The organism is Mesorhizobium sp. 113-3-3, from assembly GCF_016756495.1.
Lineage (GTDB): Bacteria > Pseudomonadota > Alphaproteobacteria > Rhizobiales > Rhizobiaceae > Mesorhizobium.
Genome location: NZ_AP023243.1, coordinates 5016202 through 5027701, shown reverse-complemented (window position 1 = coordinate 5027701; position 11500 = coordinate 5016202). Strand labels below are relative to the sequence as shown.

The window sequence follows — 11500 nt, the reverse complement described above, 5'->3', positions numbered from 1 at the left end:
GGCACCATGGCAATGCTTGCCGCGCAACCATGTCGAGACTATGGTGCGCCGCTTCGCTTTCGGTTAGAAGGCGCGCACGACAAAACACCAATGCATGTCGCCCAAAAGTGGATACCGGTTTTGGGACAACGGCATGCATAGACCAAAGATGCATGTCGCCCAAAAGTGGATACCGGTTTTGGGATGACGGCATGCATAAACAAGGAAGTCCCAAGGAGTTGGACGACATGCTGAGAGGCTCGCTTACTGCGCTCGTGACACCGTTCGAAAAGAGCGGGCGTTTCGACGAGAAAGCCTTTCGCGCATTCGTCGAATGGCAACTCGCGGAAGGCACGACGGGCCTGGTTCCGGTGGGCACGACCGGCGAGTCGCCGACCCTGTCGCATGATGAGCATCGCCATGTCGTCAAGGTCTGCATCGAGGTGGCCAAGGGCCGCGCTCCGGTCGTCGCCGGTGCCGGCTCCAACAACACTGCCGAAGCCGTCGGCCTCGTGCAATATGCCGAAAAGGCCGGCGCCGATGCCGCCCTGGTCGTCACGCCCTATTACAATAAGCCGACGCAGCGCGGCCTCTACGAGCATTTCGCCGCCGTCGCCAGGGCGACGAAGCTGCCGATCATCATCTACAACATCCCGCCGCGCTCGGTGATCGACATGATGCCGGAGACGATGGGCCGGCTGGCGCACGACTTCAAGAACATCGTCGGCGTCAAGGACGCAACCGGCAAGGTCGAGCGTGTGTCCGAGCAGCGCATGACCTGCGGCAAGGATTTCATCCAGCTTTCCGGCGAGGATGCCTCGGCGCTCGGCTTCAACGCCCATGGCGGTGTTGGCTGCATTTCGGTGACCTCGAATGTCGCGCCGCGGCTGTGCGCCGAATTCCAGGAGGCGACGCTGTCCGGCGACAGCGCCAAGGCGCTTGAGTTGCAAGACCGTCTCTTGCCCTTGCACAAGGCGATCTTCCTCGAACCTGGCGTGTCCGGCGCCAAATACGCGCTGTCGAAGCTGGGCAAGGTCGAGAACGTGCTGCGGTCGCCGCTTGTCACGGTCGAGGAAGCGACCGCGGCGAAGATCGATGCGGCCATGAAGCACGCCGGCTTGATTAATTGAGGATGAGGCGCCACCTCTCCACATCATGAATCAAGTCAGAAAAGCCGATCCCAACAACAAGACCGTTGCGGAAAACCGCAAGGCGCGGTTTTCCTATGAGGTGCTCGACACGATCGAGGCCGGCCTGGTGCTGACCGGCACCGAGGTCAAGTCGCTGCGCCAGGGCCAGGCCAATATCCAGGACAGCTATGCCTCGGTCGAAGGCGGCGAGATCTGGCTGATCAATTCCTATCTGCCCGAATATCTGCAGGCCAACCGCTTCAACCACGAACCCAGGCGGCGCCGCAAACTCCTGCTCAACAAGCGCGAGATGGCCAAGCTGTCGCAGAGCGTCGACCGCGAAGGCATGACCCTGGTGCCGCTGAAAATCTATTTCAACGACCAGGGCCGCGCCAAGCTCTTGCTCGCCGTCGGCCGCGGCAAGAAGCTGCACGACAAACGCGAGACCGAGAAGCAGCGCGATTGGTCGCGTGAGAAGGGCCGGCTGTTGAAGGAACGCGGCTGAGAAGGGCGATCGCCCTAGAAAAGCCTGCTGTTGGCTTCAGGTTTCGTACAGCCGAGCCTGCAAATACCAGAGGGGACCACCTTGAAAAACCGGATCATCCTGTGGGGATCGGTCTGCCTGGTTTTTGCAGCGCTGGTCGTGGCCGGTGGCTTCTTCTACTTCCACACCTATTCTCCCGACCGTGGCAAATATCCGGTCAGAGGCATCGACGTTTCCCATCATCAGGGCCAGATCGACTGGCGGCGCGTTGCCGCTGACGATGTCGCCTTCGCCGTCATCAAGGCGACCGAAGGCGGCGATCATGTCGACAAAGCCTTTGCCGCCAATCTGCGTGAGGCCCGCGCGGCCGGCATCGCCGTCGGCGCCTATCATTTCTTCACCTTCTGCCGGCCCGGCGCCGACCAGGCGAAGAATTTCATCTCGGTCGTCCCGCACGATCAGCCCCTGCTGCCGCCGGTCGTCGATGTCGAGTTCGGCGGCAACTGTCCGCAGCGTCCGTCGCCCGAACAGTTGAATGCCGAGCTCCAAGCTTTCCTCGGACCCGTCGAAGCGGCGTTCGGCAAGACGGCGATCGTCTACCTGACCGATGAGGCAGAGACCGCCTATGCCGGGCGGATCGCTACTCGCCCGCTCTGGCTCCGCTCGCTGCTGATGGAACCGGACCGCCAGGACTGGGTCTATTGGCAATATCACAACAGGGGGCGTGTGGACGGCATTGTGGGTGACGTCGACTTGAACGTTTTGCAGGGCGGGCCGGAGAAATTGGCGGCGCTGCTTGCATCAGCGCATTGAGGTCTTCCGGCCGAAGCGATCTGGCCACACGTCCGAATCGGTTTCTTCACAAATCGGGCTATGCCGTTGCAGATATTGATGATCCGGCTGTTGGCCGTCTCGCCAAACTGCCCTGGCCGCGTGTCTTGCCACCGCTTCAAGCAGCGGCCTGGGACACCTCTGGTACAAGCGTCACATTCGCATCGCCCCACGCCTTCAACGCTGTGATCACTGGTTCCAGGCTCCTGCCGCGCGGTGTCAGGCTGTATTCCACCTTCGGCGGCACTTCCGGATAGATTTTGCGGGCGATCAGCCCATCGGCTTCCAGTTCGCGCAGCTGGTTGGTCAGCATGCGCTGCGTGCAGTTCGGAATGCGCCGGCGGATCTCGTTGAAGCGCAACGTCCCCTCGAACAGATGGTAGAGCACGACGCCTTTCCACTTTCCGTCGATATAGCGCAGCGTTCCCTCCACGGTGCAGCCGGGGCTGCAATCGAATCGTTCATGGCGAATGCGCGGCATGACGGTATCCTTTTCGACACTATGTGCTTTATATGTGCATTCTTGCGCTTCGCGCACATAATCCGCATCTCTGCCCCAGACAAAGCTCAACAGCAATCGCGGAGATCGAGATGCGCGCCGTCGGCTATCAAATCCCAGCTCCCATCACCGATGAGGCCTCCCTCGTCGACATCGACCTGCCCAAGCCGGAGCCGAAAGGCCGTCAACTGCTGGTCGAGATAAAGGCGATCTCGGTCAATCCGGTTGACACCAAGATAAGGCGAAGTGCCAAACCCGAAGCCGGGAGCTGGCGGGTGCTTGGTTGGGACGCAGCCGGCCGGGTCGCTGCAGCGGGGCCGGATGCCCGCCTGTTCAAGGCTGGGGACGACGTCTTCTATTCCGGAGCGCTCGCGCCGCAAGGCACCAATGCCGAGTTTCACCTCGTCGATGAGCGCCTCGTCGGCCGCAAGCCCGGCTCGCTCGACTATGCGCAGGCAGCCGCGTTGCCGCTGACGGCGATCACCGCCTTTGAGGCGCTGTTCGACCGTCTTGACGCGAGGAAGCCTGTCACGGGTGCCGCGAATGCCATCCTTATCATCGGCGGCGCCGGGGGCGTCGGCTCGATCGCGGTCCAGCTTGCGCGCCAACTGACCGATCTGACGGTGATTGCCACCGCATCGAGGCCGGAAACACGCGACTGGGTGGTTGGGCTTGGCGCCCATCATGTCATCGATCATTCCAAGCCGCTCAGCAGCGAGGTCACGGCACTCGGCATCGGCGCGCCAGCCTTCGTCTTCTCGACAACCAACACTGACAAGCATCTGGCCGAGATCGCTGAATTGATCGCACCGCAAGGCCGGTTCGGCTTGATCGACGATCCCCAGACGCTCGACATCAATCCTTTCAAGCGCAAGAGCGTTTCGGTCCATTGGGAGCTGATGTTCACCCGCTCGCTGTTCGAGACGCAGGACATGGCCGCACAGGGCGAGTATCTGAACGAGTTGTCGCGCCTTGTCGACGCCGGCACCATCCGCACCACGTTGGGCGAAACCTTCGGTCGGATCAATGCCGCCAATCTGAAGCGCGCCCATGCGCTGATCGAGACCGGCAAGGCCAAGGGCAAGATCGTGCTGGAAGGGTTCTGACTGGCGTTATTTCCGCAGGAACGCCGCGATCTCGCCGAACACGTTGACGAACATTTCTTCCGTCAAGACACCGGTGTTGGTGTTGTAGCGCGAGCAGTGATAGCTGGAAAACAGCGTGATGCCGCCGGCCGGCAGTTGCCCGCCATGCTTGAACGGATAGGCGGCGACGCGCCCGCCGAGCGCGCGCACCGTCGACTGGTGGGCGATCGACCCCAGTGCCAGCACGGCGCGCAGGTTTGGGAAGCGGGCGATCGTCGGCACCAGGAATGTCCGGCAGGTCGAGATTTCGGCGCCGACGGGCTTGTTCTCCGGTGGCACGCAGCGCACCGCGTTGGTGATCGCGGTGCCGACAAGCTCCAGCCCGTCATCGGGCCGCGCCTTGAACTCACCGCGCGCGAAGCCGTGCGCGATCAGCGTCGAGTAGAGCAGGTCGCCGGCATAGTCGCCGGTGAAGGGGCGGCCGGTGCGGTTGGCGCCACGCAGTCCGGGCGCCAGCCCGACGATCAGAAGCTGGACGGCGTCCTCGCCCTGCGGCGGCAGGAAGGTCGGCACCGGCGCGTTGAACCAGGACGGTTCGCGCTGCCGCCACTCAGCAATAAAATCATGCAGCCGCGGGCAGAGCGGGCAGTTGCGGCTTGGTTCGGAAGTGGGGAGGGCGGTCAAGGTTACCGGCCTCAGTAGTCGTCCTCGTCGACTTCAGCCGGTTCGGGCCGGCGCACGGGCCGCTCCGACGGATCGCGGCCGACTTCGTTCTTCAGCGTCGTCAGGTCGATGAAATGATCGGCTTGGCGGCGCAGATCGTCCGAGATCATCGGCGGCTGCGAGGCCATGGTCGAGACGATCGACACCTTGCGGCCGCGCCGCTGCAGCGCCTCGACCAGGGTGCGGAAGTCGCCGTCGCCGGAAAAGATGACATAGTGGTCGACGACATCGGCGAGTTCCAGCGCATCGACCGTCAGTTCGATGTCCATATTGCCCTTGATCTTGCGGCGGCCGGTCGAGTCGGTGAACTCCTTGGCGGGCTTGGTCACCACCTTGAAGCCGTTGTAGTCGAGCCAGTCGATCAGCGGGCGGATCGAGGAGTATTCCTGATCCTCGACCAGCGCCGTGTAATAATAGGCGCGCAGGAGATAGCCGCGCTTCTGGAAACTCGACAAGAGCTTGCGATAGTCGATGTCGAAGCCAAGCGCGCGCGAGGTGGCGTAGAGATTGGCGCCGTCGATGAACAGGGCGATTTTTTCACGAGGGTCGAACATGGAAAATATTCCTTTTCGAAAAATGCGGCCGTCTAAACGAAATGCGGTAGCGACTATCGGTCAGGCTCATAATAAACCGGCTGACCTGTCCATCCGAGATAGCGCCAGTTTGGTGGCAATCCAAGGCGTGATGGAGCAATGCAAGCAATTGTGATCGCGGCATAGGACGCGACGGCGTTTGCTTCAATCGGGCGTTCGACCGCAGGATTGCGTGTCCTGCAGTGCCGACTTTGGCATGATGCTTGTATTTTGGCGGCGTTCGGGTTATGGACCGCGCCTGTTTTCCATCAAATCCAGGCATGAAAGGGGCAGTCCATGGCCCGCGTAACCGTTGAAGATTGCATCGACAAGGTCGACAACCGCTTCGAGCTGGTGCTTTTGGCCGGCCACCGTGCTCGCCAGATCAGCCAGGGCGCGCAGATCACCGTTCCTCGCGACAATGACAAGAACCCGGTCATCGCACTGCGCGAGATCGCCGACGAGACGCTGTCGCCCGACGACCTCAAGGAAGATCTGATCCATTCGCTGCAGAAGCATGTCGAGGTTGACGAGCCCGAGGCCGATGGCGAGGTGATCGCCGATCAGACCGGTGGCGCTGTCGCGGCCGCCGAAACCGACGATGCCGAGGACAACATCACCTTCGATCGCATGACCGAGGAAGATCTTCTGGCCGGCATCGAAGGTCTGGTGCCGCCGGAAAAGAGCGACGACTACTAAGAGAGTTTTCTGGACCTGCCTGGAACACGTTTCCGGCACTTCCGTCCCGGCAGTTTCGTGGCTATCTATGACATGCGCCGTACAGCAGTGCGGCGCATGATTCATTTCATCGCTGAGAGATTCCGCCCATGATGCGTCAGTATGAGCTTGTCGAGCGCGTCCAGCGCTACAAGCCTGACGTCAACGAGGCGTTGCTCAACAAAGCCTATGTCTATGCCATGCAGAAGCATGGCCACCAGAAGCGCGCTTCCGGCGATCCCTATTTCTCGCATCCGCTCGAAGTCGCCGCCATCCTCACCGAAATGCATATGGACGAGGCGACGATCGCTGTCGCTTTGCTGCACGACACCATCGAGGACACCACGGCGACGCGGGCCGAGATCGATGATTTGTTCGGCCCAGAAATGGGCAAGCTGGTCGAGGGCCTGACCAAGCTGAAGAAGCTCGATCTCGTCTCCAAGAAGGCCGAGCAGGCGGAAAACCTGCGCAAGCTGCTGCTGGCGATCTCGGAAGATGTTCGCGTGCTGCTGGTCAAGCTCGCCGACCGCCTGCACAACATGCGCACCCTCGACCACATGCCGGAGGCCAAGCGCCTGCGCATCGCCGAGGAGACGATGGACATCTATGCGCCGCTGGCCGGGCGCATGGGCATGCAAGGCATGCGCGAGGAGCTGGAGGAAATCGCCTTCCGCTACATCAATCCGGAAGCGTACCGCGCCGTCACCGCGCGGCTTGCCGAGATATTCGAGCGCAACAAGGGCGTGCTGACCGACATTGAAAAGGCGCTATCGGCGCTGTTTGAAAAGCATGCCATCAACGCCGGCGTCAAAAGCCGCCAGAAGAAGCCCTGGTCGGTGTTCCGTAAGATGGAGGCCAAGGCGCTGTCATTCGAGCAACTGTCCGACATTTTCGGCTTCCGCGTCGTCGTCGATACGGTCGAGGACTGCTATCGCGCGCTCGGCGCCATCCACACCACATGGTCGATGGTGCCCGGCCGTTTCAAGGACTACATCTCGACGCCGAAGCAGAACGACTACCGCTCGATCCACACCACCATCGTCGGCCCCTCGCGCCAGCGCGTCGAGCTGCAGATCCGCACCCGCGAGATGAACAAGATCGCCGAATACGGCGTCGCGGCCCACTCGATCTACAAGGACACGGGCGGCAAGACGAATGGCGCGGCCCATGCGATCTCGAAGGAGACCAATGCCTATGCCTGGCTGCGGCGTACCATCGAGCAGCTCGCCGAAGGTGACAATCCTGAGGATTTCCTCGAAAACACCAAGCTTGAACTGTTCCAGGACCAGGTATTCTGCTTCACGCCGAAAGGCATGCTGATTGCCTTGCCGCGCGGCGCCACGCCCATCGATTTCGCCTATGCGGTGCACACCGATGTCGGCGACACCTGCGTCGGCGCCAAGGTCAATGGCCGCATCATGCCGCTGATGACGGAGTTGAAGAATGGCGATGAGGTCGAGATCATCCGCTCCAAGGCGCAAGTGCCGCCGGCGGCGTGGGAATCGGTCGTCGTCACCGGCAAGGCGCGCGCCGCCATCCGCCGTGCCACCAAGAACGCCATCCGCAAGCAGTATTCGGGTCTCGGCGCACGTATTCTCGAACGCGCCTTCGAACGGGCCGGCAAGACCTTCACCAAGGAAAGCCTGAAACCGGTGCTGCACCGGCTGGCGCGCAAGGACATAGAGGACGTGCTGGCGTCGGTCGGCCGTGGCGAACTGGCCTCCACCGACGTCATGAAGGCGGTCTTCCCCGACTACAAGGACGAGCGTGTCACGCCGGCAGCGCCCAAGCAGCGCGAGGAAGGCTGGTCGAAGATCCGCAATGCCGCCGGCATGCTGTTCCAGATTCCAGGACGTGCCGCGCGCAAGGACAAGGACGAGCCGCGCGACGGCGCCGTGCCGATCCGCGGCGTGCGCGGCGACCTGCCGGTGCGCTTCGCGCCGGAAGGTGCTGTGCCTGGCGACCGCATCGTCGGCATCGTCCAGCCGGGCACCGGCATCACCATCTATCCGATCCAGTCGCCGGCGCTGCAGGCCTTCGACGACCAGCCCGAGCGCTGGATCGACGTGCGCTGGGACATTGACGAGCGCACCAAGGAGCGCTTTCCGGCGCGTGTCTCGGTTACCGCCATCAACGCGCCGGGGTCGCTCGCCGACATTGCCCAGGTCGTAGCGTCCAACGACGCCAACATCCATACGCTGTCGATGGTGCGCACGGCGCCCGACTTCACCGAAATGCTGATCGATCTCGAAGTCTGGGATCTGAAGCATCTCAACCGGCTGCTGTCGCAGCTCAAGGACAATTCGAGCGTCAGCGACGCACGGCGCGTCAATGGCTAGACCATGATCCCGAAAAGTGGGAACCGGTTTTCGGACAAGATCATGGTCAATCAAAAAAGGGACGCAGATGAAGACCGATGAAGTGCTGGGCATTTTCCGCGAGGCGGGTGCTGTTCTGGAGGGGCATTTCATCCTGACGTCCGGCCTGCGCAGCCCGGTCTTCCTGCAGAAGGCACGGGTGTTCATGCATGCCGACAAGACCGAACGCCTGTGCAAGGCGCTGGCCGAGAAGATCCGCGCCGCGGTGCCGGGAAAGATCGACTATGTCGTCGGCCCGGCGATCGGCGGCCTGATCCCGGCTTACGAGACCTCGCGCCATCTCGGCGTGCCGGCGATCTGGGTCGAGCGGGAAGGGGGCGAGTTCCGCCTGCGCCGCTTCGAGATCGCCAGGGGCGCGCGCGTCGTTATCGTCGAGGACATAGTCACCACCGGCCTGTCGATCCGCGAAACCATTGAATGCCTGCGCGAGCTTGGCGCCGAGGTGGTGGCGGCCGCCTGCATCATCGATCGCTCAGCCGGCAAGACCCATGTCGGCGTACCGCTGATCGCGCTCGCCGAATACGAGGTTCCGGCCTATCCGCCGGATCGGCTGCCGCCGGAGCTTGCCGCGATACCGGCGATCAAGCCCGGCAGTCGCAATATCTAGCGAGGAGGGCGAGATGATCGTCGGTATCGATCATTTCGTGCTGACGGTGGCGTCGCTCGAAGCGACCTGCGCCTTTTACCAGCGCGTGCTGGGCTTTGAGCGCATCGATACGCCGGGCCGACCGACGGCGCTGGCTTTTGGCAACCAGAAGATCAATGTCCACGAAGTCCGCCGCACTTTTGAGCCGAAGGCGAAGGTGCCGACGCCAGGGTCAGGTGATTTCTGCTTGATCACCGAACGGCCGCTCGACGAAATCCGTGCCCGTCTCGACGCCAATGGCGTTGTGCTCGAGCTGGGACCGGTCGAACGCATTGGGGCGCGGGGCCTAATGATGTCTGTCTATTTCCGCGACCCGGACGACAATTTGGTCGAGGTCAGCGAATACCGGTCTTAGCCGTCAGCAAGGCCGTGCCCTTCGGCGAAGCAACTGCCGGCTCCATAAATTCGCCGCGATTGTCCAATGTTCGAACCGAGGACTGCCTATGCCGAAAGGACGGAAACATGTAGGCGCCGCACAGACGGTGTTCGGTTGTTCTTCCGGAAGTGCGTCGCTATATCAACGTTGCGATTGCCATTGGGCGATCGTTTAGCGCAAGATGATACATCTCACATTCGGCAGATATTGCCGGCGCGAGAGCCGTGGAACGGGAACAGAGTGCTTTTTCGACGTCGCAAGCCTGATGGCCTTTTCGAACGGGTGCGCACCTATCTGTGGCCGCGCCGTTCGTTTTCGCGCTCGCTTCAGTATTTCTCGAAACGCATCCTGCGTCTGAAGGCCACGCCGCATGCGGTGGCCGCCGGGGTCGCGGCTGGTGTCTTCGCTTCGTTCTTTCCCGTTGGCTTCCATTTCATCATCGCCGCCGTTCTGTGCTGGGTGATCGCCGGCAATCTGGTGGCGGCGGCACTGGGCGCTGTTTTCTTCGGCAATCCGCTGACCTTTCCCATTCTGTGGGGCGCATCCTGGGAAACCGGCAAGCTCATCCTGCACGATCGCCTGCCGGCACATGGTCCGCCGGCGCATCTGGGCGAGATGCTGCACACGCTTTCCTTCGCGAAACTTTGGCATCCGGTGTTGGAGCCCATGCTGATCGGCGCGGTGCCGCTCGGGCTGGTGTTCGGTCTAGTGTTCTACGGTATCACGCGCTGGGGCATGAATGTTTTCCGCGAGCAGAGGCGCAAGCGGCTGGCCGAGCGCGCAAGCCGTCGCGAGAAGTCGGCCCATCCGGGTCCAAGCATCGGTTCCGCCGCACGATGATCATCGGCATCGGCAGCGATCTGATCGACATCAGGCGCATCGAGAAATCGTTGGAGCGTCATGGCCGGCGTTTCGTTGAGAGAATCTACACCGAGCTCGAACAGGCGCGTTCGGAGAACCGCCGTGCCCGCGCCGCTTCCTACGCCAAGCGCTTCGCCGCCAAGGAGGCCTGCGCCAAGGCGCTGGGCACCGGTCTGGCGCAAGGTGTCTTCTGGCGCGACATGGGCGTCGTCAACTTACCCAGCGGCGCGCCGACCATGGCGCTGACCGGCGGTGCGCTGATTAGACTGCAAAATATCCTGCCCCCAGGGCATCGGGCGGCGATCCACCTCACTATCACGGATGATTTTCCGCTTGCTCAAGCCTTTGTGATCATCGAGGCGTTACCCGTCGAAGAAGCGCCACATTGATTGCATCTGACGACCGGCATTGACGTTGCCCAGCGCGCGCCGAGACTCTATACCATCCAACGCACAATCGAGGACGACATGAGCGTGGCTGAAAAATCCCAGAAGAAATCCGGCGGGCTTGGCGAAACCGTCAGCGTCATCGTCCAGGCGCTTTTGCTCGCCCTGGTCATCCGCACGCTGTTGTTCCAGCCCTTTTCGATCCCGTCGGGATCGATGCGGCCGACGCTTCTGGAAGGCGACTATCTGTTCGTCACCAAATGGTCCTACGGCTATTCGCGCTATTCGCTGCCTTTCGGACCTGACCTCTTCTCGGGCCGCATCTGGGGCTCCGAGCCCAAGCGCGGCGACGTCGTGGTGTTCAAGTTCCCGCCGGATCCGTCCGTTGACTACATCAAGCGCGTGGTCGGCCTTCCCGGCGACAAGATCCAGATGAAGAACGGCCAGCTCTTCATCAACGGCGTCGGCGTGCCGCGCGTCAAGACCGGCCAGATCGACAATCCCGACATCACCGAAATGCCTCAGCCGATCGACGTCTATCGCGAAACGCTGCCCAACGGCGTCAGCTACGACACGCTCGACCTCAATCCAAATTCGATCGGCGACAACACGCGTGAATTCGACGTGCCGCCAGGCCATTATTTCATGATGGGCGACAACCGGGACAATTCCGCCGACAGCCGGTTCACCGTCGGCTATGTTCCCGCAGAGAACCTGGTTGGCCGCGCCAACCTTGTCTTCTTCTCGATCGCCGGCAAGGCAAGCCCCCTCGAAATCTGGAAATGGCCGTCGCTGATGCGCGTTTCGCGCCTGTTCCATTTCGTCAACTAGGG

14 protein-coding genes are annotated in these 11500 nt (G+C 62.0%); 11 read left to right on the top strand and 3 right to left on the bottom strand.

The genetic code is table 11. The features are described from left to right. The first annotated feature begins 227 nt into the window (after nucleotides 1-227). The 3 genes from dapA to JG746_RS24815 all read left to right on the top strand — a co-directional run bounded on the left by dapA (nucleotide 228) and on the right by JG746_RS24815 (nucleotide 2406). Nucleotides 228-1109: a 4-hydroxy-tetrahydrodipicolinate synthase gene (gene dapA / locus JG746_RS24825; protein WP_202359458.1), complete on the top strand. Its 882-nt coding sequence runs from the start codon at nucleotides 228-230 to the stop codon at nucleotides 1107-1109. A 25-nt stretch (nucleotides 1110-1134) separates the two neighbouring features. After that, the gene (gene smpB, locus JG746_RS24820; RefSeq protein WP_006202221.1) at nucleotides 1135-1614 is read left to right on the top strand and encodes an SsrA-binding protein SmpB; all 480 of its coding nucleotides are present in this window, start codon (nucleotides 1135-1137) and stop codon (nucleotides 1612-1614) included. An 81-nt stretch (nucleotides 1615-1695) separates the two neighbouring features. Further along, nucleotides 1696-2406, top strand: a complete 711-nt coding sequence (locus JG746_RS24815) for a glycoside hydrolase family 25 protein (protein WP_202355120.1) — start codon at nucleotides 1696-1698, stop codon at nucleotides 2404-2406. A gap of 136 nt (nucleotides 2407-2542) precedes the next feature. Here JG746_RS24815 and JG746_RS24810 read toward each other — a convergent pair whose 3' ends face one another. Then, nucleotides 2543-2905: a winged helix-turn-helix transcriptional regulator gene (locus JG746_RS24810; protein WP_202359457.1), complete on the bottom strand. Its 363-nt coding sequence runs from the start codon at nucleotides 2903-2905 to the stop codon at nucleotides 2543-2545. 110 nt (nucleotides 2906-3015) lie between these two features. On the opposite strand from JG746_RS24810, the gene JG746_RS24805 reads away from it, so the two are divergent. Beyond that, on the top strand, nucleotides 3016-4029 hold the full coding sequence (locus JG746_RS24805; protein WP_202355119.1) for a zinc-binding alcohol dehydrogenase family protein: 1014 nt from the start codon (nucleotides 3016-3018) through the stop codon (nucleotides 4027-4029). 6 nt (nucleotides 4030-4035) lie between these two features. Here JG746_RS24805 and JG746_RS24800 read toward each other — a convergent pair whose 3' ends face one another. Next, entirely contained in the window at nucleotides 4036-4692 is a 657-nt protein-coding gene (locus JG746_RS24800) for a uracil-DNA glycosylase (RefSeq protein ID WP_202355118.1), read from the bottom strand. Nucleotides 4693-4703: 11 nt separating this feature from the next. Further along, nucleotides 4704-5285, bottom strand: coding sequence for a LabA-like NYN domain-containing protein (locus tag JG746_RS24795; protein ID WP_010915096.1), 582 nt, complete (start codon nucleotides 5283-5285; stop codon nucleotides 4704-4706). Nucleotides 5286-5600: 315 nt separating this feature from the next. Between JG746_RS24795 and rpoZ the strand changes: the two genes are divergently transcribed. The 7 genes from rpoZ (at nucleotide 5601) to lepB (ending at nucleotide 11498) form a co-directional block, all read left to right on the top strand. After that, nucleotides 5601-6002 (top strand): DNA-directed RNA polymerase subunit omega, encoded by a 402-nt coding sequence (gene rpoZ / locus JG746_RS24790; protein WP_056563448.1) that lies wholly within the window; start codon nucleotides 5601-5603, stop codon nucleotides 6000-6002. Between the two features lie 128 nt (nucleotides 6003-6130). After that, entirely contained in the window at nucleotides 6131-8359 is a 2229-nt protein-coding gene (locus JG746_RS24785) for a RelA/SpoT family protein (protein ID WP_202355117.1), read from the top strand. Nucleotides 8360-8426: 67 nt separating this feature from the next. After that, nucleotides 8427-9005 carry an orotate phosphoribosyltransferase gene (pyrE, locus tag JG746_RS24780; protein ID WP_202355116.1) on the top strand — a complete coding sequence of 193 codons (579 nt, stop codon included), beginning with the start codon at nucleotides 8427-8429 and terminating at the stop codon, nucleotides 9003-9005. A 13-nt stretch (nucleotides 9006-9018) separates the two neighbouring features. Further along, nucleotides 9019-9399, top strand: a complete 381-nt coding sequence (locus JG746_RS24775; protein ID WP_202355115.1) for a VOC family protein — start codon at nucleotides 9019-9021, stop codon at nucleotides 9397-9399. A gap of 261 nt (nucleotides 9400-9660) precedes the next feature. After that, entirely contained in the window at nucleotides 9661-10260 is a 600-nt protein-coding gene (locus tag JG746_RS24770) for a DUF2062 domain-containing protein (protein ID WP_202355114.1), read from the top strand. After that, nucleotides 10257-10670 (top strand): holo-ACP synthase, encoded by a 414-nt coding sequence (gene acpS / locus JG746_RS24765; RefSeq protein ID WP_202355113.1) that lies wholly within the window; start codon nucleotides 10257-10259, stop codon nucleotides 10668-10670. The genes JG746_RS24770 and acpS overlap by 4 nt, the downstream gene beginning before the upstream one ends. Before the next feature lie 78 nt (nucleotides 10671-10748). Next, the gene (gene lepB, locus JG746_RS24760) at nucleotides 10749-11498 is read left to right on the top strand and encodes a signal peptidase I (protein ID WP_010915103.1); all 750 of its coding nucleotides are present in this window, start codon (nucleotides 10749-10751) and stop codon (nucleotides 11496-11498) included. Nucleotides 11499-11500: the final 2 nt, after the last annotated feature.